Genomic DNA, 18,374 nt, shown 5'->3' with positions numbered 1-18,374 from the left:
GGCAGTGTAATAAGACATCTTTATGAATGGCAGTGCTTTCCCCCTGTAGGAGCGAGCTTGCTCCTACAGGGGGTCATTCATTGGGTGACCACAATCTTCCCGATCATCTGCGGATGCAGCGCACAAAAATACTCATACTCTCCCGGCGTGTTGAACACCCAGGAAAAACTGTCATTGGTATCCAGCGCGCCCGAGCGAAACACCTTGTGGGTTTCCGCCACCGTGTGCGGGATCTGGTCGTCGTTCACCCAGGTCACTTTGGTGCCCACGGCCACGGTCAACTCCTTGGGCCCGAACATGAACTCCTTGATATCGATTTTCACCTCTTGAGCCCACACGGGCATCGACAGCATCAGGCAGGCCATGGCCAACAGTCGCTTTTTCATCCGAGCACCCTCCCCTAGACCAATGTCGAATCAATCAATGCCAGCGGATGATCACCCTGCGTCGCTCGCACTTCGGTGATCCCCAAATAATTGCGCAGTTGATCCGCCGCCACAGCCATTGGCCCCGGTGCTGGCGCCGTACCGGGTGCAGGTTGTGGATAAGCCGTGCCGCGGGCGGTGTGAAAGGTGATATTGCCTTCGACCTTCTGGATGACCTGATGGATATGCCCGTTCAACACCGTCACCGAACCGTACTTGCGCAGCATGGCAATCGCCTGGTCGCCATCTTCGGTGCCCCAGCCCCACGGCTGATAAATCGTCCACAACGGAATATGCGTGTACACCACGATTGGCGTGCTGCTCGACACGGCGCGCAGGTCATCGGCCAGCCATGCCAGTTGGTCGGCGCCAAGGGTTGCTTCATGGCCCGCCTGGAAGTTGAAGACATTGACCAGCGCAATGAAATGTACGCCGTGGTCATTGAAGCTGTACCAGCCATTGCCTTTGGTGCCCTTGCCGTAACGTTCCAGGTAGAGCTTGCCGCCGCCCTCGTCGAGGGTGTCGTGCTCGCCCGGCACATAGTGAACGGTGGACGGCAGACCTTTGAGCAGTTGGGCGGCAGTGTCGAACTCCTCGGGTTTGGACAGGTGGGTGATATCGCCGGTATGCAGGATCAGCGATGGCCGTTTTGGCAGCGCGATGACCTTGTCGATGGCCACTTGCAAGGTCTTCAGCGGTTCCGGATTGGCCTCTTTGTTGAAGCCGATGTGCGAGTCGCTGATCTGCACGAAGTGAAACGTACTGGCCAGCGCTTTGGGGTCGGAGACGTTGCCCGTCTCATCCAGAGCGAAGGCGCGGGGAATACCGCCGCTCAGGGCCCAGATCACTCCCGCCCCGGCCCACGCCGAGCATTTCAGGAGCGTTCGGCGATCCGGATCTAGCGGGCCGTCGGTGCGTCGTTGATTGGTTGATTGAATGTCCATCGTTATGCCCTCGCTGGCGAACTACAGTGATGTAGCTGACACGAGATACAACCAGCCAGGACGGAGTTTTATTCCACGGCGACATTGAATCCCCGTAGCAGCTGCCGAGGCACGAGGTTGCGTTGGGCTGCGCAGCGGCCCCTAGGCGGTCCTCGGAGGGCGGTCCTGCGGACACGCAACGCAGCCTCGTGCCTCGGCAGCTGCTACGGGGATTTGGGCCGTGCTTTGGAAAAAAGCTTTTCACCGGGAATAAAATGCGGCACACCACGGTTATAGGGGTGAGACAGTGCGGGAACCACTATGAAGCGATTTGAGGAACTGTTTGCGCCCCACCTGGACGCGGCCTACAACCTCGCGCGCTGGCTCACTGGCAACGACAGCGCCGCGCGCGATGTCGTGCAGGAAAGCGCCCTGCGAGCCTTCAGGTTTTCGCATCGCTTTGTCGACGGCAACGCCAAGGCCTGGTTTCTGACCATCGTGCGTAACGAAAGCTACACCTGGCTCAAGGCTTCGTCCGGACACCATTGGGTTGCTATCGGCGATGAATTTTGCGAAAACGACGCGGCGCTGAGCCACAGCCAGACCCCGGAACTGCTGGCCATTCACATGGAAAATGCAGCGCTGATCCAGCAAGCCCTGTGCGCCCTGCCGCCGGCGTTTCGCGAGGTGATTGTTCTGAAAGAACTCGAAGACATGCCCTACAAAGACATCGCCCTGGTGGTCGACATTCCCATCGGCACCGTCATGTCGCGACTGGCCCGGGCTCGCGCCATGCTCAAGCTTGAATTACTGAAGTTGTACGATCATGAATGAACTCGACTGCACGGTTTGCCAAACGCTGATGCACGGCTATCTGGACAAGGAACTTGATCCTCAGACGGCTGCGACGGTGGCCGGGCATTTGGCCGAGTGCGCCAAGTGCGCGCGGCAGCATGATCAGGCGAGGCTGCTGATACTCAGCGTGAAGCGCCAGGCGCCGTATTACCCGGCGCCGGCGTCGTTGACTGCCAGTGTGCTCGCTCTTGATGCCCCACCTTCACGCACTGTCGAGCGTTGGCGAAAATGGTTCGCACCGGCTTTTTCAGCGGCGGCGCTGGGCTTGGCGGTGGTGCTTTATGTGGCAACGCCCGCCAGCGAGCAACCGTTGATGGACGAGGCGGTCTCCAGCCACGTCCGCTCATTGATGGGCGAGCATTTGAACGACGTGGTTTCGTCCGACCGCCACACCGTAAAGCCTTGGTTCACCGGCAAACTCGACTTCTCGCCGCCGGTATTCGATTACTCGGCACAAGGGTTTCCGCTGTTGGGCGGGCGCTTGGATTATCTGCAGCATCAGGCCACGGCGGCCCTCAGTTATGGGCGGGCCAAGCACATTATCAACGTGTTTATCTTGCCTGCGCCGGAGGCCGATAAACCGCGACAGAGTCAGACGATTCGTGGCTTTAACGTGGTGTCCTGGCAAGCGAACCACATGCGATTTGTGCTGGTGTCCGATCTGGAGAAAAGTGAACTGGAGGCGTTCAGTCAGTTGCTCAGGAACGGCACCTAAAAGGAAGCTTCACAGTGCCCCCCCTTGTAGGAGCGAGCTTGCTCGCGATGGTGTGTCAGCTATATTAATCTCGACTGACACACCTTCGCGAGCAAGCTCGCTCCTACAGGGTTCGTGGTCACCTTGGCTCAGTGCCTGCGCAACCATTCGATGAACAGCGCAAACAGCTCCGACTGTGAGCCGATGTCCAGCTTCAGATAAAGATTCTTGCGGTGCATGCGCACCGTTTCCGGCGAAATACTCAACTGGCTGGCCGTGGACTTCACGGAGTGCCCCCTGAGCACCATGTGCGCCACTTCCCGCTCACGTTCTGTGAGCAAGTCGCAGCCGAAGTTTTCGAATGCCGACTGCACTCTTTGCTTCAGATCGTCTCCCCCGCCCGCGTCGTTACCACCCTGGATCAGCGCACTGCGCTGCAAGCCGCGCTGGCCAAATTCGCTTATGAATTCGCGCACCAGCGGCTCAACTGCCCGCAACAGATTCAACTGCTCAGCCCGCAAGCTTTCCCCGCCAAAGCCTTGAAACAGACTCACTGAGACCTTGGTGTCATTGCCGGTTTCGACAATATAAAAACTGTCCTCGGAACTGCCGGCCTTCAAGTAGTAAGTCTTGTAATACTCGCTGTCGAAGAAGTTGTCCGGGGCAATTTCCTCCAGGTGATAAAACCCTTCGGCCAACCCTTGCTCCACCGCCAGGCAAAACGGGTCGAGCAAGTAACCTCCGGAAAAATAGCGGTCGATGATCGACTCCCGGTATTTTTCCGGTATGCCGCGCTGATACAGCAACTGCGGTGGACGGTCCTTGTGCTCCAGGCTGATCATCACTGACTCGATGGACACCAGGTGCGCGAAGCCCGCCGCCAGGTATTGAAGCGCATCCGGCTCATCGCTACGGGCGAATGCCTGGCGCATTGCCCCGTGCCATTTGTGCAGTGCCCCGAAGGGCAATGCGATCAACGTATCGTCGTTTGGTTTGCTCATGCCTCGCAGTCTAGCGGGTGAGCCGGCACCGGGTAAAAGCCTGGCTGGCGAACTCATTGCCCGAAGTACTGACCGTTCGCCTGAAGCTCGGCCGCCACTTCAAGAATGCACACCCGCAGGGTCTCGACAATTTCATCGACTTGGGCACAAGAGAGAATCAGCGGCGGCGACATGACATTGAGGTGCATGATCGGCCGCACCAGCAATCCTCGGGCTTGCGCACGCAGGTGAATCTTCTCGCCGATGTTGATCTCATCGGCAAACAACGCCTTGGTGCGCTTGTCGGCGACAAACTCCACACAGGCCATGAACTTCTGGCAGCGCACATTGCCCACCAGCGGCAAATCGCTGAGTGTCGCCAATCGCTCTTCCAGGTAAGCGCCGACAACGTCGACATGTTCCAGCAGGTTTTCCCGTTCGATGATTTCGATGTTTTTCAGCGCTGCCGTGCAGCACACCGGATGCCCGCTGTAAGTAAAGCCGTGGGTAAAGCAGCGACCCTTGCCCGGTTCGGCGATGACGTTCCAGATACGGTCGGAAAAGATGCAGGCGCCCAGCGGCAAATAAGCAGACGTCAGCCCTTTGGCCGTGGTGATGATATCGGGTTGCACCTCGAACACATCGTAAGACGCGAAGAACTTGCCCAGCCGCCCGAATGACGTGACCACCTCGTCCGCGACAAACAGAATGTCGTAGCGCTGGCAGACTTCCCACATGCGTTTCAGGTAACCCTTGGGCGGAATAATCACCCCGCCCGACCCCATGATCGGCTCGGCAAAAAAACCTGCGACCTTGTCCGCGCCGATGGACAGAATCTTGTCTTCGAACTCGCGGATCAAAAACTCGAGGAACTGCGCCTCGTCCATGCCGTCCGGTGCACGGTAGGGATTGGGATTGGAGACGTGGTGAATCTTGTCGTTGGCGTAATCGAATTCCGGGACACGGTCGGCGGCCTTGTTACCGATCGACATCGTCAGCGTCGTGGAGCCGTGATAGGCGTTAAAACGGGCGATGACGTGCTTCTTTTTCGGTTTGCCACGGCAGTTCTGGTAGTACTGAATCAATCGGTAAGCAGTGTCCACGGCGGTAGAACCGCCAGTGGTGAGGAACACATGGTCGAGATCCCCCGGCGCCAGGCTGGCGAGCTTTTCGCACAGCTCGATGGCGACGTTGTTGGACATGTCGGAAAACGGATTCGAATACGCCAGACGCCGCACCTGATCGGCAATCGCCAGGGCCATTTCTTCGCGGCCCAACCCGATGTTCGTGCACCACATGCCCCCGACTGCATCGAGATAACGGTTGCCCTGGGTGTCGTAAATATAGGCGCCATCACCGGCCACAATGTTCAGGGAGCCCTGCTCGGCATGTTCGTCGAACATGTGATAGCCGTGCATGTAGTGAGCTTTATCGGCGTTGACCAGTCGGGACTCATCAGCGGCGGACAATACTTGCTTCGTTGGAGTAGCCATACAAAAACCTCAAACCGAATAGTTGAACGATCAGATCCCGCTCTTCACCGTGCTCCAGACACGCGTCATGGCGCGCATGTCTTTCGCGTCCTGGGTTTTTTGTGGGAACAGGCGCCGCCGGGTTTCTTCATCGGGATAGATCGCCGGGTTATTTCGCACATCGGCATTCAGCAACGGCGTGGCCGCCGCGTTGCTGTTGGCGTAGTGAATGTAATCACTCACGTCCGCCATCACCTGGGGCTGCATCAGGTACTCAAGAAACTTATGGGCATTGGCGACGTGCGGGGCGTCGGCCGGAATGTACATATTGTCAAACCAGATCAACGAACCTTCCTTGGGAATGAAGTAGGACAGTTTGATCTTCAGCTTGGCTTCTTCGGCGCGGGCCATGGCGGTCGCATAGTCGCCGGACCAGGTCATGGCCATGCACACATCGCCGTTGGGCAGACTGGTCAGGTAGTTCACCGAATCGAATTTCCTGATGTACGGCCGCACGGATAACAGCAAATCCTGCGCGGCTTTCAGATCGGCCGGCGCGGCACTTCTTGGGTCACGCCCCAGGTACTTCAGCGCCAGGGGAATCACTTCCGTGGGGGCATCGACCAGGGTCACGCCACAGTCGGCGAAGCGCGAGACGATTTTCGGGTCGAAGATCATCGCCAGCGAACCGATCGGCGCGTCCGGCATGCGCTCCTTGATCTTGTCGACGTTGTAAGTAATGCCGTTACTGCCCCAGGTATACGGCGCGGAGTACTTCGTGCCGGCATCAAATCCCTGCAAGTCCTGCAGGATTTTCGGGTCAAGGTTGGTCCAGCTGGGCAATAATTTTTTATCCAGCGGTTGAAAGACCCTGGCCTGGATCAGCGGTGGTGCGAGGGACGCATTCAACACCACCAGGTCATAACCGGAGTGGCCGGTGAGCAATTTCGCCTGGACCGTTTCATAGGCATCGAAGGTGTCATACACCACGTTGATGCCAGTGGCCTTCTGAAAGTCCGAAATGGTTTTTTCGCCAATGTAATCGGCCCAGTTATACAACCGCAGCGTATTGGCATCGTTGACGTCGGCGCCATGGACGCTGACTGACAGAGGGACAAGGAACACACTGAAAATCAACTTGAATGCTTTGCGCATAGCAAATTCACCTACCAGGCAGGTTCCGTTCTGGATGACCGGATGAGTCCACTATTGAGGGATTCGGCAGACGGCACCATACCCCGAATGGGTGTGTGCGGCGGTTGCCGGCCCTCGACGCTGTGCAACATGGCAAAAAGAAGCAGATGCGTTGACCCGTTTTGTCATAGATCCGGCACAGGCCGGGCGCTTAGAGTGGCCGACGCACCGAATATCCAGGGCACGCTATGAACGATCTGATCAAACAAGCACACAGCGCAGGCGTACTGACGCTCACGTTTGACCGCCCCGACAAGCTCAACGCGCTGAATAACAGCATGTACACGCAGTTGGCTGACCTGTTGCTGGCCGCCGACGAAGACGACGAAACCGGTGTGATCATCCTCACCGGTGGCGCCTCGTGCTTTACCAGCGGCAACGACCTGGCCGACTTTCTCCAGCATCCGCCGACCCACCTGGACAGCCCGGCGTTTCGCCTGATGCGTGTGATCACCCACCTGCAAAAGCCGTTGATCGCAGCGGTTTGCGGGGCAGCCATCGGTATCGGCACCACGCTGCTGTTGCATTGCGATCAGGTGCTGGTCACGCGTAACGCCAAGCTGCGCATGCCGTTCGTGAACCTGGGCCTGTGCCCGGAATTCGGCGCAAGCCTGTTGCTGCCGCGCCTGCTCGGCCATGCCCGCGCCGCACGGCTGCTGCTGTGGGGTGACAGCCTCGACGGGGCCGCCGCCGTCGCGTGTGGATTGGCCAACGAACTGTTCGACGACGGGCAACAGTGCCTGGCGGCCGCGCAGCACATGGCCCGGCGACTGCTGGCAATGCCTCAGGATTCCCTGCGCCAGACCCGGCAATTGCTCAAGCAACCGTTAATGGCGGAACTGCAAGCCACCATTCGCCAGGAAAACCTGTTGTTCATCGACCGTTTGAACAGCCCTGAAGCACAGACGGCGTTGAACGCCATACTTAATCGCAGTACAGAAAAGAACCCATCCAAAGGAAAGCCGTCATGAACACCCCAGAAGTTTTTGTAGTCAGCGCCGCACGTACCGCCATTGGCACCTTCGGTGGTTCGCTCAAAGACGTTCCCCTGACCGATCTGGCGACCACGGCCGTCAAGGCTGCCTTGCAACGCTCCGGCGTGGACCCGGCGCAAATCGGTCACCTGGTGATGGGCAACGTGATCCCGACCGACACCCGCGACGCCTACATTTCCCGGGTTGCCGCGATGAATGCCGGCCTGCCGAAAGAGACTCCCGCGTACAACGTCAACCGCCTCTGCGGCTCTGGACTGCAAGCCATTATCAGCGCGGCCCAGACCTTGATGCTGGGCGACGCCGACATCGCGATCGGCGCCGGTGCCGAGTCCATGAGCCGCGGCCCGTACCTGATGCCTTCGGCCCGTTGGGGCGCGCGCATGGGCAACGTCCAGGCCATCGACTACATGCTGGGCATCCTGCATGACCCCTTCCATGGCATCCACATGGGCATCACCGCCGAGAACATCGCCGAGCGCAATGGCATCACCCGCGACATGCAGGACGCCCTCGCCCTCGAAGATCAGAAGCGTGCAGCGTTCGCAATTGCCAACGGTTACTTCAGCGAGCAAATCGCCGCTGTCGAAATCCGTGACCGCAAGGAAACCAAGCTGTTCTGCGTCGATGAACATCCTCGCGCCACCTCCCTGGAACAGCTGGCGCAGATGAAGCCGGCGTTCAAGAAGGACGGCTCGGTCACGGCCGGCAATGCTTCGGGTCTGAACGATGGCGCTGCTGCGCTGGTGATGGCGACCGGCAGCGCGGTTCAGGTCAACAACCTGCGGCCTCTCGCCCGCCTGGTCAGCTATGCCCATGCCGGCGTCGAACCGGAACTGATGGGCCTGGGTCCGATTCCCGCCACACGCCTGGCGCTGAAGCGCGCCGGCCTGACGGTGGCTGACCTGGACGTGATCGAAGCCAACATCGCCTTCGCCGCCCAGGCCTGTGCGGTTAGCCAGGAACTGGATCTGGACCCGGCCAAGGTCAACCCGAACGGTTCGGGTATTTCCCTGGGCCACCCGGTGGGCGCGACGGGGGCGATGATTGCTACCAAAGCCATCCACGAACTGCACCGCATCAACGGCCGTTATGCGCTGGTGACCATGTGCATTGGTGGTGGCCAGGGGATTGCTGCGATTTTTGAGCGGGTTTGAAGGGTTGGTATGAGGAGCGGCGTAATGCCGACCCGTTAAGGAAATTGTAGGAGCGAGCTTGCTCGCGATGGTCTTTAACAATAACGCGTGTTTACTGAATAAACGCGGCGCCCTTGAGACCATCGCGAGCAAGCTCGCTCCTACAGTGGCCACATTCGCCTGGCTGATCAGCCGAAAGGCGCCTTTTTTCTACGCTGAAACCTGCCCCTGTAATCGTCGTCCCACGACATCCAGCAAATCACAGCCATCGCGCAGTGAAGTCACCAATACCCGCGCCAACTCACTGTGCACACCCTCGCCAAACGCAAAACTCTCCAGCAGTTGCGTTGCGGTACGAATGCGGTAGGCCGCAATTTCATGCAACACGTCCAGTGGCGCCTCAGTGTCGATCAGCAACGATGGGACGCTGCAGTCGATGCCGGTGACAGGCATGTATCGATCCATGACGAAAAACCTCCATAGGGAAAAGGAACACAACTGTTCAGCGTTGGCATTTGGATGGCACTTCAGACGAACCCCGGGGTGGCTCCAGGTTGTCCAGCGCTCGATTGACCAGTAACTCGCCCAGCGCAGACAGTTGCTGAATGGCCAAGATTACATGGCGGCGCGGGCCTTCCAGTTCGCGGGAAAGGTCGGTGGCCATGACGCTGAGGGAGGCAAGGGTTTCACTGGCGTGACAGAGCAGGGATTCCGTGTCGACATCCGCAACGACGGCGAAGAAGTGGCTGACAGGTTCGGGATGAGTGTGATTGCGTAGGGGCACGCTGACGAGTTGTTCGGTGACTTTGGAAGAATGGTTTGATGATTCCGCGGAATTGAGGACGGACTTTTTCATAACAGAGCTCCTTGCAAGTTTAAAAAATGCAAGTCCCACGCTGTTAACCGGGACTAGGTTGGATACTGTACGCCTGTTACCGAAAAGGGAAAAACAATAAAACAAAAACAAATTTTATTAATCAAACTATTTAACATCTGTGCAAAATTATGACTATAAGTGGTTAATATTTGTGCAATCTCGCTCAATACAACTCCTAAAAAAAACAAACTATATTATCCGCTGCGAAATGCTCAGCACTAAAAATCATAAAAACTTCCTTGTTTCTGTAAGAAAATTCGTTAATTTGCCTTCATACTGTACTGCGAAACATTATCTAACGTTTGAGTGCAGTGCTTGCGACATTATTTTGTACATAATTCAGGCAATGCAGGATGTAGAATTCCCAAAAACAACACTATAGCTACTAAGCTGCGCAGAGAGTTTTTTATCACAACAAAAAAACGGTATCTTTTAATGCACAAAAAAGAAAAAACAGAAAACCTGAAAAACAATATTAAATATTTAATAAAAAGTCGCGGCGAAACACAACTATCACTGTGCAACTCTATCGGACTAACCAGAACCACGATATACAACATATTGGAGGGAAAGGTTGTAAACGTTCAACAGTCTACAATTCGAAAGATTTCTGATTTTTTTGGAGTATCCTATAAAGAAATAGAGAGCGTCAATTTTGAAAAAAAAGAGATAATAGAAAGTAGTATTTCACTTCGCGGAAATATGAATCCAGCCGCAGTACCCATAATCAAAGAAAGTTTACTTATTCACAACCTGGACAAAAGAATCGGTGAGTTAGCGACACTTCACCCTTTAACATACTATTTCGGTGCGGCGTGCAATTTAATCGGGGTACTCCTTGAGAGCGAAATCAGCGGCGCCAATGAACCTGGAGACCTGTTGATAATAAACAAAGGCCTATTGAACAGCGATAAAGACAAATTGATGTACGACAAAACCACCAAAAAATTATTTATAGTTAATGGCCAAATTACTGCTTCTGACGTTTTTTGTGTAGTGGGGGAAATCGTAGAGGAAAGGTTTAATGGGTAACAATGACGAAACCGAGAACAGCAAATATAAATTATTAGGGTTCGAGAACAACAAAAACCTCGCAATAATCATGGTCATTTCCACTGGAAAAGTAATAAAAATAACGCTGAGCGAGCTATTAAAAAACGAAATATTAGATAATTTAAATAAAGCAGAAATAAAAAGCATTTATAGAAAATTCTATTCTCGCGGAACTGCACTGACCGCATACGAAGTAAATGACCGCCACGAAGGGGCGTGGGTTATTTTTGTCACACTTAACCTAATACTTTTCTCGCTATACGTTTTTTCGAATTTCGCTACACCAAAGCTTTTTTATTTAGAGCAGTTTAACGTTGTTGTCACCCCGGGCCTCTTCCTGTACCCGCTGACATTTTTAATAGTCGATCTATTGAACGAATTCTATGGATTTAGACTTGCAAGAAAAGCCATTTTGTTTTCATTTGCAAGTAATGCTCTGATTTTTATTCTGTTAAACGCCACTAGCCATCTTCCAGGACTGCCTGGCTGGAAGCTTGACACTCCCTATGGCGAGCTAACCAGCCATATTTCATCTGTACTAGTAGCATCTTCTGTCTCTTTCCTTTTTTCCGAGCACGTAAACTCTTATTTACTATGTAAAATAAAAGAGCTTACAAACTCCAGATTTCTCTTTCTGCGGGTGTTTTTTAGTACGTTCTTCGCAGTGATAATAGACAGCTTCCTGTTTTGTTTTATTGCATTTTATGGAACCATGAAAAACAGCGACATACTCCATATCGTCTATATTCAAATAGCCATAAAAATGTGCTTCGCGATTTTCAACATTCTGCCTGCCTATGGGGCAAGATCATTATTCAAAAGATATATAGCAGCGGATCAAACTGCATAAAACCAAGGAGAGTTAGCTGTTAATAGCTAACTCTCCCAGCAACAAACTTACTTCTATAGTGCTAATTTAATTTTCAGACTACTTCTGACTTCCGATCTATTTTCCAAAAACTCATTCAATCCTTTTGCTCGAAGACTACAGGCATCGCAATCCGCGCATCCACTTCCCTTTATACCGTTGTAACAAGTCAATGTATGGTAGCGAATCAAATCCAACTGCTTGTGGTAATCGGCCAAGGCCCAGGTCTCAGCTTTATTCAGCCACATAAGCGGCGTTTCAATACGCAACTTATAATCCATTCCTAACTCAACAGCCTTGTTCATCGCCCTTACAAACTCATCCCGACAATCCGGATAGCCAGAAAAATCTGTTTCACAAACACCTGCAATAACAGCCTCAGCGCCCACTTGATAGGCATAAATAGACGACAATGTTAAAAACAGGATATTCCTGCCAGGCACGAACGTATCTGGAACGCCGTTGCCCTTGCTCTTTTCAATTGTGATGTTGTTTTGCGTCAAGCTGCTAATAGCCAGTTCGTTTATCAATGAAGCGTCCAGTACTTTGTGCACCGTCACGCCAAGCTGTTTTGAAAGCTGTTGCGCCACTTCAATTTCTGCACGATGGCGTTGGCCGTAATCAAACGTAATGCAGTGAATTTCATCGTATATCGGCAATGCGTGGATCAAGCAGGTGGTCGAGTCTTGTCCGCCACTGAAAACGATAACAGCCTTTTTAGTCATGGTTCGTTCTTCCTTGGAGTGCCCCGGCGGGGTGCGGGTGCTTGACCCTACCGGGAAGCTCAAATTCTGGCTGTGGGAAGCTTCCGAAATGATCGTCTCCGATTTCCGTTTGTGTCATCTCTTTGCTGGACTAGAAGGTTTTCCACGGTGCTGCGGATCTGGCGCAGTGCCGGAGAACGATCAACCGGGCAGTGTAGAGAGAGACCTTGTGCGCACTTGACGGGAAACGACATTGACTGCCGTTATCAGGCGGCCTGACCGCGATAGGCCCCCTCGTGGCAAAACCCAAAATTCTGTGCGGAGCCGGCGCTCTGTAGCAGCTGGCGAAGCCTGCGTTCGGCGGCGAAGCCGTCGTAAAACCTGTGCAAGAGGTGTTTCTGATGCACCGCGTCGGCTGATTTCACGACGGCTTCGCCGCCGAACGCAGGCTTCGCCAGCTGCTACAGATTTGCGGCGATTGTGCCGGCCTCTTCGCGAGCAAGCTCGCCCACAGGGGGAACCGCCACCTGACGATCGGCAACAAAAATCATTTGCCAGAAAATATTATCTTGGTCATATTACAGACGTAATAAACAGCCGTTTCCCACAGGTATTCGTCCATGACCAGCATGCCCAGCCTTGAACCCGACCTCGCCGTCCCGGTGAGCACGCCCAAGCCTCCCCTGCTCAAACGGTTGATCCTGATGATTGCGCTCATCGCTGCCTTGGTGCTCGCCGGGCTGTACGCAACCCACTGGTGGACCGCCGGCCGCTTCATTGAAGAAACCGACGACGCTTACATCGGTGGCGACGTGACGGTGATCGGGCCGAAGGTGGCGGGTTATATCGAAGACGTGCTGGTCACTGATAACCAGCCAGTGAAGGCCGGCGATGTGCTGATTCGTCTCGACTCTCGCGACTACCGCGCCAATCTGGCCAAGGCTGAAGGCGCAGTGGCCGCTGAAGAGGCCCTGCTCGCCAACCTCGATGCCACCGAACAATTGCAACAGGCCGTCATCGGCCAGGCTCGCGCCGGCATCGATGCCGCCGGTGCCGAAACCGCGCGCTCCCGGGATGACGATGCTCGCTACAAAAAACTGGTGGGCAGCAACGCCGTCTCGGTGGAAAGCGCCCAACGGGCCAACGCCACCTTCAAGACCGCCCAGGCCCAAAGCGCCCGCGCTCAGGCTGAGCTGCTGGCGTCGCAGCGGCAACTGAATGTGATCGCCACCCAGAAACAGCAAGCCCGCGCAGCTTTAATACAGGCAAAGGCCGAACGTGACCTGGCGCAATTGAACGTGAGCTATACCGAACTGAAAGCCCCCGTGGACGGCGTGATCGGCAATCGCCGGGCGCGGGTCGGCGCTTATGCGCAGGCCGGTTCGCAGTTGCTGTCGGTGGTGCCGTCCAGCGGTTTGTGGGTCGATGCCAACTTCAAAGAAGATCAACTGGCGCGCATGACGCCGGGCCAACGGGTGATCATTCATGCCGACGTGCTCTCGGGACAGCCATTCCACGGTCATCTGGACAGCCTGGCCCCGGCCAGTGGTTCGCAGTTCAGCGTATTGCCACCAGAAAACGCTACCGGCAACTTCACCAAAATCGTGCAGCGGGTGCCGGTGCGCATCCAGCTGGATCCGGCCGATGGCGTGCTCGGGCATTTGCGTCCGGGCCTGTCAGTGACCGCGCAAGTGGATACGCGCAAGGAGCCTGAAACGCCAGCCGTGGCCAGCGCGCCATGAACCGCGCCCTCGCCGTCCCCGCCCAGCCATTCAATGCCGCCGACCTGGCAACGGCGACCAAGGTGTTCGCCTTCGCCTCGATGTGTATCGGTATGTTCATTGCGCTGCTGGATATCCAGATCGTTTCCGCCTCGTTGCGCGACATTGGCGGCGGGCTCTCGGCGGGTACCGATGAAACGGCGTGGGTGCAGACCAGCTACCTGATTGCTGAAATCATCGTGATCCCATTGTCCGGCTGGCTGTCCCGCGTGTTCTCGACGCGCTGGTTGTTCTGCGCGTCGGCGGTGGGTTTCACCTTGGCCAGCCTCCTCTGCGGCGCGGCCTGGAACATCCAGAGCATGATCGCCTTTCGCGCCCTGCAAGGTTTTCTTGGCGGTTCGATGATCCCGCTGGTGTTCACCACGGCATTCTTTTTCTTCACTGGCAAACAACGGGTGATCGCTGCCGCAACCATTGGTGCGGTGGCTTCGCTGGCACCGACCCTCGGGCCGGTGATCGGCGGCTGGATCACCGATGTTTCCTCTTGGCACTGGCTGTTCTACATCAACCTGGTACCGGGGATTTTCGTCGCGGTGGCGGTGCCACTGCTGGTGAAAATCGACCAGCCGGAACTCTCGCTGCTCAAAGGCGCCGATTACTTGAGCATGCTGTTCATGGCGCTGTTTCTCGGCTGCCTGGAATACACCCTCGAGGAAGGCCCGCGCTGGAACTGGTTCAGCGATCACACGATTCTGACCACGGCATGGATCAGCGGCCTCGCCGGTCTGGCCTTCATCGGCCGAACCCTGCACGTGGCCAATCCGGTGGTCGATTTGCGCGCCTTGAAAGATCGCAATTTCGCCCTCGGCTGCTTCTTTTCATTTGTCACCGGGATCGGCCTGTTCGCCACGATTTACCTGACGCCGCTGTTTCTCGGTCGGGTGCGTGGCTATGGCGCGCTGGACATTGGTCTGGCGGTTTTTTCCACCGGGGTGTTCCAGATCATGGCCATTCCGCTGTACGCCTTTCTGGCCAACCGCGTCGACCTGCGCTGGATCATGATGACCGGCCTGGGGCTGTTCGCCTTATCGATGTGGGATTTCAGCCCGATCACCCATGACTGGGGGGCGAAAGAACTGCTGCTGCCGCAAGCCTTGCGCGGGATTGCCCAGCAACTGGCGGTGCCGCCAGCAGTGACGCTGACGCTCGGCGGGCTGGCGCCAGCGCGGCTCAAACATGCTTCGGGGTTGTTCAACCTGATGCGCAACCTGGGCGGCGCCATCGGCATTGCCACATGTGCGACCATTCTTAATGACCGGACCAACCTGCACTTCACGCGGTTGGCGGAGAACCTCAACAGCACCAACGAAGCCCTTAACCAGTGGCTGTCCCAGGTCACAACCAACTTCGCCGCTCTGGGCCAGAGCGGCGACGTCGGGGTCACCGCCAGCCTGCATCAGCTTTGGCTGCTGACCTACCGCGAAGCCCAGACGCAAACCTATGGCGACGCGTTCCTGATGATCATGGTCTGTTTCATCGTCGCCACGGCGATGGTGCCCCTGATGCGCAAGGTGCAACCACCGGCCGCGCCGTCAGCGGATGCTCACTGATCAGCTTGAGGCATTTTGCGGAAACCTATCGCCAGGCGGTTCCAGGCGTTGATGGTGGTGATGGCCACGGTCAGGTCGATCATTTCCTTGGGGCTGAACTGAGCGGTGGCCATTTCGTAGTCTTCGTCCGGCGCATGAGTCTGGCTCACCAGCGTCATCGATTCGGTCCAGGCCAGTGCGGCGCGTTCACGGTCGGTAAAGAACGGGGCTTCACGCCACGCCGTCACAGCGAACAGGCGACGCGGGGTTTCCCCGCCCTTGATCGCGTCGGCGGTATGCATGTCAATGCAGAAGGCGCAGCCGTTGATCTGCGACGCACGCAGTTTGACCAGTTCGATGAGGTTCTTTTCCAGCGGCAGCTTCGAGACAGCGGTTTCCAGGGCAATCATGGCTTTGAGAGCGTCTGGGGAAGCGGTGTAGAAATCGATACGAGGTTTCATGGTGTGTTCCAGGGCAAGTGGGTGTGCCGATACGGTAGCCCCACGGCTGACTGACACAAATAGCCAATTTTTCAGAAGTCGAGGAGGCCAATGGGAGAGCGGCCATCCACCGAAAACCGCTAAGCCCTGTTACGCAACCACTGCAAAAATCCCTTCCTTTCGACCACCTTCGGCACTTCCTGCGTCAACGTCTGCGCCTTGTTCAAACGAAAATCGAGCAACGCCTTCATCGCTTCGCCGATGTCATGCCGCGCGTCCAGACAAGGTTTGAGGTAGTCTTTTTCGATTCGGTACAGGCTGCAAGGTGTCTTGGCGCTGAAGTCCGCCGGCACTGCCGTCTCCGACAATATCCCGCCCTCGCCGATCACCTCACCCGGCCCCATGCGCGCGGTTTCGAACTTGACGCCGCCACGGCTCAGCGTGACCGACACCACACCCGATTCGATGATGAATAATTGATTGCTGACCTCCCCCGCCGGCAAGATCATTTCACCTGCGCGAAACTGTTGCAGGGTCATGTGCTGGCTGAAGGTTTCTTTCTCTTCCTGACGCAACGTCGAGAAGATGGCCGAGCTTTCCAGCAACGCCCGCGGCCGTGAAAGGCCGGCAGACACGTTGGGTTCGACGCTCGACAACAGGCTCACACCGGACGCCTGCAAATGCCGGAACGCCAGGTCGAATAGTTGATTGCGGACCATGCGTTTCTGTTCCATCGAGACCACGAAACCGCTGATTTCGTACTCCACACCGGTAGCACTGGAGCCTTTCAGCGCTACGCACGGCGCCGGTTTGGCCAACAGGTATCGGCAACCGTCCATTGCCCGCTCCAGCGCATCGATCACCGTTTGCGGGCGCGCGTGCGGACTCAATTGCAGGCTGATCGACACACCGAAAATATCGCTTGGCCGGCTGAAGTTGACGATCTTGGCCTTGGCCGCCAACGAGTTGGGAATCACCGCCATGCTGCCCTGGGAGGTTTGCAGGCGTGTAGCGCGCCAGTCGATGTCGGTGACCCGGCCTTCGGTGCCGTCGATGGAGATCCAGTCATCCAGTAGATAGGGTTTGGTGGTATTGAGGACGATCCCCGAGAACACGTCGCTGAGGGTACTTTGCAGCGCCAGGCCGACGATGATCGCCAGGGCGCCGGAGGTTGCCAGCACGCCTCTGACCGGCAGATCGAGCACATACGCCAGGGCCGCGATGATCGCGATCAGGAAAATCACCGCACCGAGCAAATCCTGCAACAATCGCCCGGTGTGCCCGACCCGCTGCATCATCGCCGCGCCGATCAGCACCGTCAGTGTTCGCGCGCCGAACAGCCACCAGGCAATCTGCAAACCGGTGGCGGCCAGGTGCAACGGCACATTGTCGGCCCACGGTGCGGTCTCCAGCGGGTTCAGGCCTTCGTTGAACAGCAGCATGCTGTACAACGAAAAAATCAACAGCCGTACGACCAGCTTCCAGTTGCTGCCATTGGCACTGATCAAGCGCCATAAACCAAGATCGATCAGGATCAGGAGCAACGCGCAGATCAACGGATGATCGGTGAGCAACGACAGCATCGAGCAACTCCAGCAAGGTACGGAAACGGAAATGTAGGAGCGAGCTTGCTCGCGAGGGTGGGTCAGTCGACATCAATGTAGCTGATCCACCCTCGCGAGCAAGCTCGCTCCTACAGGGGTTCCTTACTTGCTGCTGGTCAGGGCGTTGTAGCTGGTAAACAGGTTGCGGTAGTCCGGGATGTGGTTGGAGAACAGCGTGCCCAGGCCTTCCACGTCGTTGCGCCAGTCGCGATGCAGCTCACACGCCAGGCCGAACCAGGTCATCAATTGCGCGCCGGAGGCCGACATGCGATCCCAGGCCGATTGACGGGTCAGCTCGTTGAAAGTGCCGGAAGCGTCAGTCACCACGAACACGTCGAAGCCTTCGGCCAGTGCCGACAGCGCCGGGAATGCCACGCACACTTCGGTCACGACGCCAGCGATGATCAGTTGTTTTTTGCCAGTGGCCTTGATCGCCTTGACGAAGTCTTCGTTGTCCCAGGCGTTGATCTGGCCAGGACGGGCAATGTAAGGCGCCTCCGGAAACAGCGCCTTGAGCTCAGGCACCAGCGGGCCGTTGGGGCCGGTTTCGAAACTGGTGGTGAGGATGGTCGGCAGTTTGAAGTACTTGGCCAGGTCAGCCAGGGCCAGCACGTTATTCTTGAAACGATCCGGTTCGATATCGCGTACCAGCGACAGCAGGCCTGCTTGATGATCCACCAACAGAACGGCGGCGTTATCCTTGTCGAGACGTTTGTAGGAAGTAGTCATGGGAGTAATCCTCGCTTTTAATCGATGCCGAACTGGCCGGCGTGAGTAAACCTGACATTTCGTTAAACCGCGGCCAAGCAAGCGTAGTCACCCAAGCCCGACATGCCACAGCATTGCA

At 56.3% G+C, this 18,374-nt stretch carries 19 protein-coding genes; 8 read left to right on the top strand and 11 right to left on the bottom strand.

What is annotated here, in order from left to right; genetic code table 11:
* Window positions 1-77: 77 nt before the first annotated feature.
* Entirely contained in the window at window positions 78-386 is a 309-nt protein-coding gene (locus tag ACM6IR_RS15640) for a cupredoxin family copper-binding protein (protein WP_414908568.1), read from the bottom strand.
* Window positions 387-400: 14 nt separating this feature from the next.
* Window positions 401-1,369 carry a metallophosphoesterase family protein gene (locus tag ACM6IR_RS15635; RefSeq protein WP_414908567.1) on the bottom strand — a complete coding sequence of 323 codons (969 nt, stop codon included), beginning with the start codon at window positions 1,367-1,369 and terminating at the stop codon, window positions 401-403.
* Window positions 1,370-1,669: 300 nt separating this feature from the next.
* Here ACM6IR_RS15635 and ACM6IR_RS15630 point away from each other — a divergent pair, with 300 nt between their 5' ends.
* Together ACM6IR_RS15630 and ACM6IR_RS15625 are read left to right on the top strand one after the other, a co-directional pair.
* A complete protein-coding gene (locus ACM6IR_RS15630; protein WP_414908566.1) occupies window positions 1,670-2,182 on the top strand; it encodes a sigma-70 family RNA polymerase sigma factor in 513 nt (170 codons plus the stop codon).
* On the top strand, window positions 2,175-2,918 hold the full coding sequence (locus tag ACM6IR_RS15625) for an anti-sigma factor family protein (protein WP_414908565.1): 744 nt from the start codon (window positions 2,175-2,177) through the stop codon (window positions 2,916-2,918). Before ACM6IR_RS15630 ends, ACM6IR_RS15625 begins: the two co-directional genes overlap by 8 nt.
* 128 nt (window positions 2,919-3,046) lie before the next feature.
* Here the strand turns inward: ACM6IR_RS15625 and ACM6IR_RS15620 are convergent, their stop codons facing one another.
* Genes ACM6IR_RS15620 through ACM6IR_RS15610 form a run of 3 tightly spaced genes read right to left on the bottom strand, consistent with a single transcriptional unit; the run spans window position 3,047 to window position 6,504 of the window.
* Window positions 3,047-3,955 (bottom strand): LuxR C-terminal-related transcriptional regulator, encoded by a 909-nt coding sequence (locus ACM6IR_RS15620; protein ID WP_414908564.1) that lies wholly within the window; start codon window positions 3,953-3,955, stop codon window positions 3,047-3,049.
* The gene (locus ACM6IR_RS15615) at window positions 3,952-5,370 is read right to left on the bottom strand and encodes an aminotransferase (protein WP_414908563.1); all 1,419 of its coding nucleotides are present in this window, start codon (window positions 5,368-5,370) and stop codon (window positions 3,952-3,954) included. The genes ACM6IR_RS15620 and ACM6IR_RS15615 overlap by 4 nt, the downstream gene beginning before the upstream one ends.
* Window positions 5,371-5,400: 30 nt before the next feature.
* Complete coding sequence (locus ACM6IR_RS15610; protein ID WP_414908562.1) at window positions 5,401-6,504, bottom strand: polyamine ABC transporter substrate-binding protein; 1,104 nt, start codon at window positions 6,502-6,504, stop codon at window positions 5,401-5,403.
* A gap of 227 nt (window positions 6,505-6,731) precedes the next feature.
* Between ACM6IR_RS15610 and ACM6IR_RS15605 the strand changes: the two genes are divergently transcribed.
* Complete coding sequence (locus ACM6IR_RS15605; RefSeq protein ID WP_414908561.1) at window positions 6,732-7,514, top strand: enoyl-CoA hydratase; 783 nt, start codon at window positions 6,732-6,734, stop codon at window positions 7,512-7,514.
* Window positions 7,511-8,692 (top strand): acetyl-CoA C-acyltransferase family protein, encoded by a 1,182-nt coding sequence (locus ACM6IR_RS15600; protein ID WP_414908560.1) that lies wholly within the window; start codon window positions 7,511-7,513, stop codon window positions 8,690-8,692. The genes ACM6IR_RS15605 and ACM6IR_RS15600 overlap by 4 nt, the downstream gene beginning before the upstream one ends.
* Before the next feature lie 189 nt (window positions 8,693-8,881).
* Here ACM6IR_RS15600 and ACM6IR_RS15595 read toward each other — a convergent pair whose 3' ends face one another.
* Both ACM6IR_RS15595 and ACM6IR_RS15590 read right to left on the bottom strand, forming a co-directional pair.
* Window positions 8,882-9,136 (bottom strand): hypothetical protein, encoded by a 255-nt coding sequence (locus tag ACM6IR_RS15595; RefSeq protein ID WP_414908559.1) that lies wholly within the window; start codon window positions 9,134-9,136, stop codon window positions 8,882-8,884.
* A gap of 37 nt (window positions 9,137-9,173) precedes the next feature.
* A complete protein-coding gene (locus ACM6IR_RS15590) occupies window positions 9,174-9,527 on the bottom strand; it encodes a DUF6124 family protein (protein ID WP_414908558.1) in 354 nt (117 codons plus the stop codon).
* 456 nt (window positions 9,528-9,983) lie between these two features.
* Between ACM6IR_RS15590 and ACM6IR_RS15585 the strand changes: the two genes are divergently transcribed.
* Both ACM6IR_RS15585 and ACM6IR_RS15580 read left to right on the top strand, forming a co-directional pair.
* Window positions 9,984-10,580: a helix-turn-helix transcriptional regulator gene (locus ACM6IR_RS15585; protein WP_414908557.1), complete on the top strand. Its 597-nt coding sequence runs from the start codon at window positions 9,984-9,986 to the stop codon at window positions 10,578-10,580.
* On the top strand, window positions 10,573-11,451 hold the full coding sequence (locus ACM6IR_RS15580) for a queuosine precursor transporter (RefSeq protein ID WP_414908556.1): 879 nt from the start codon (window positions 10,573-10,575) through the stop codon (window positions 11,449-11,451). The genes ACM6IR_RS15585 and ACM6IR_RS15580 overlap by 8 nt, the downstream gene beginning before the upstream one ends.
* 53 nt (window positions 11,452-11,504) lie before the next feature.
* Here ACM6IR_RS15580 and queC read toward each other — a convergent pair whose 3' ends face one another.
* Window positions 11,505-12,194 carry a 7-cyano-7-deazaguanine synthase QueC gene (gene queC, locus ACM6IR_RS15575; RefSeq protein WP_414908555.1) on the bottom strand — a complete coding sequence of 230 codons (690 nt, stop codon included), beginning with the start codon at window positions 12,192-12,194 and terminating at the stop codon, window positions 11,505-11,507.
* Between the two features lie 599 nt (window positions 12,195-12,793).
* Here queC and ACM6IR_RS15570 point away from each other — a divergent pair.
* On the top strand, window positions 12,794-13,915 hold the full coding sequence (locus ACM6IR_RS15570) for an HlyD family secretion protein (RefSeq protein ID WP_414908554.1): 1,122 nt from the start codon (window positions 12,794-12,796) through the stop codon (window positions 13,913-13,915).
* A complete protein-coding gene (locus tag ACM6IR_RS15565; RefSeq protein WP_414908553.1) occupies window positions 13,912-15,504 on the top strand; it encodes a DHA2 family efflux MFS transporter permease subunit in 1,593 nt (530 codons plus the stop codon). Before ACM6IR_RS15570 ends, ACM6IR_RS15565 begins: the two co-directional genes overlap by 4 nt.
* On the opposite strand, the gene ACM6IR_RS15560 is transcribed toward ACM6IR_RS15565, so the two are convergent.
* The 3 genes from ACM6IR_RS15560 to ycaC form a co-directional block, all read right to left on the bottom strand.
* Entirely contained in the window at window positions 15,498-15,944 is a 447-nt protein-coding gene (locus tag ACM6IR_RS15560) for a carboxymuconolactone decarboxylase family protein (RefSeq protein ID WP_414908552.1), read from the bottom strand. The genes ACM6IR_RS15565 and ACM6IR_RS15560 overlap by 7 nt on opposite strands.
* Before the next feature lie 119 nt (window positions 15,945-16,063).
* Window positions 16,064-17,506, bottom strand: coding sequence for a mechanosensitive ion channel domain-containing protein (locus tag ACM6IR_RS15555; protein WP_414908551.1), 1,443 nt, complete (start codon window positions 17,504-17,506; stop codon window positions 16,064-16,066).
* A 123-nt stretch (window positions 17,507-17,629) separates the two neighbouring features.
* Window positions 17,630-18,256, bottom strand: coding sequence for an isochorismate family cysteine hydrolase YcaC (gene ycaC, locus ACM6IR_RS15550; RefSeq protein WP_414908550.1), 627 nt, complete (start codon window positions 18,254-18,256; stop codon window positions 17,630-17,632).
* Between the last annotated feature and the right edge of the window lie 118 nt (window positions 18,257-18,374).

Origin of the sequence: Pseudomonas sp. IT-P253 (assembly GCF_949768125.1) — a bacterium.
Lineage (GTDB): Bacteria > Pseudomonadota > Gammaproteobacteria > Pseudomonadales > Pseudomonadaceae > Aquipseudomonas.
The sequence above is the reverse complement of the archived record's forward strand: the minus strand, read 5'-3'. Positions and strand labels throughout refer to the sequence as shown.

Excerpts from the sequence above, each read along its gene's own strand:
- ACM6IR_RS15640 (WP_414908568.1), bottom strand. The coding sequence starts at position 386 with ATGAAAAAGCGACTGTTGGCCATGGCCTGCCTGATGCTGTCGATGCCC.
- ACM6IR_RS15560 (WP_414908552.1), bottom strand. The coding sequence starts at position 15,944 with ATGAAACCTCGTATCGATTTCTACACCGCTTCCCCAGACGCTCTCAAA.
- ACM6IR_RS15600 (WP_414908560.1), top strand. The coding sequence starts at position 7,511 with ATGAACACCCCAGAAGTTTTTGTAGTCAGCGCCGCACGTACCGCCATT.
- ACM6IR_RS15620 (WP_414908564.1), bottom strand. The coding sequence starts at position 3,955 with ATGAGTTCGCCAGCCAGGCTTTTACCCGGTGCCGGCTCACCCGCTAGA.
- queC (WP_414908555.1), bottom strand. The coding sequence starts at position 12,194 with ATGACTAAAAAGGCTGTTATCGTTTTCAGTGGCGGACAAGACTCGACC.
- ACM6IR_RS15610 (WP_414908562.1), bottom strand. The coding sequence starts at position 6,504 with ATGCGCAAAGCATTCAAGTTGATTTTCAGTGTGTTCCTTGTCCCTCTG.
- ACM6IR_RS15630 (WP_414908566.1), top strand. The coding sequence starts at position 1,670 with ATGAAGCGATTTGAGGAACTGTTTGCGCCCCACCTGGACGCGGCCTAC.
- ACM6IR_RS15580 (WP_414908556.1), top strand. The coding sequence starts at position 10,573 with ATGGGTAACAATGACGAAACCGAGAACAGCAAATATAAATTATTAGGG.
- ACM6IR_RS15570 (WP_414908554.1), top strand. The coding sequence starts at position 12,794 with ATGACCAGCATGCCCAGCCTTGAACCCGACCTCGCCGTCCCGGTGAGC.
- ACM6IR_RS15595 (WP_414908559.1), bottom strand. The coding sequence starts at position 9,136 with ATGGATCGATACATGCCTGTCACCGGCATCGACTGCAGCGTCCCATCG.
- ACM6IR_RS15590 (WP_414908558.1), bottom strand. The coding sequence starts at position 9,527 with ATGAAAAAGTCCGTCCTCAATTCCGCGGAATCATCAAACCATTCTTCC.
- ACM6IR_RS15555 (WP_414908551.1), bottom strand. The coding sequence starts at position 17,506 with ATGCTGTCGTTGCTCACCGATCATCCGTTGATCTGCGCGTTGCTCCTG.
- ACM6IR_RS15625 (WP_414908565.1), top strand. The coding sequence starts at position 2,175 with ATGAATGAACTCGACTGCACGGTTTGCCAAACGCTGATGCACGGCTAT.
- ACM6IR_RS15585 (WP_414908557.1), top strand. The coding sequence starts at position 9,984 with ATGCACAAAAAAGAAAAAACAGAAAACCTGAAAAACAATATTAAATAT.
- ACM6IR_RS15565 (WP_414908553.1), top strand. The coding sequence starts at position 13,912 with ATGAACCGCGCCCTCGCCGTCCCCGCCCAGCCATTCAATGCCGCCGAC.
- ACM6IR_RS15605 (WP_414908561.1), top strand. The coding sequence starts at position 6,732 with ATGAACGATCTGATCAAACAAGCACACAGCGCAGGCGTACTGACGCTC.
- ACM6IR_RS15635 (WP_414908567.1), bottom strand. The coding sequence starts at position 1,369 with ATGGACATTCAATCAACCAATCAACGACGCACCGACGGCCCGCTAGAT.
- ACM6IR_RS15615 (WP_414908563.1), bottom strand. The coding sequence starts at position 5,370 with ATGGCTACTCCAACGAAGCAAGTATTGTCCGCCGCTGATGAGTCCCGA.
- ycaC (WP_414908550.1), bottom strand. The coding sequence starts at position 18,256 with ATGACTACTTCCTACAAACGTCTCGACAAGGATAACGCCGCCGTTCTG.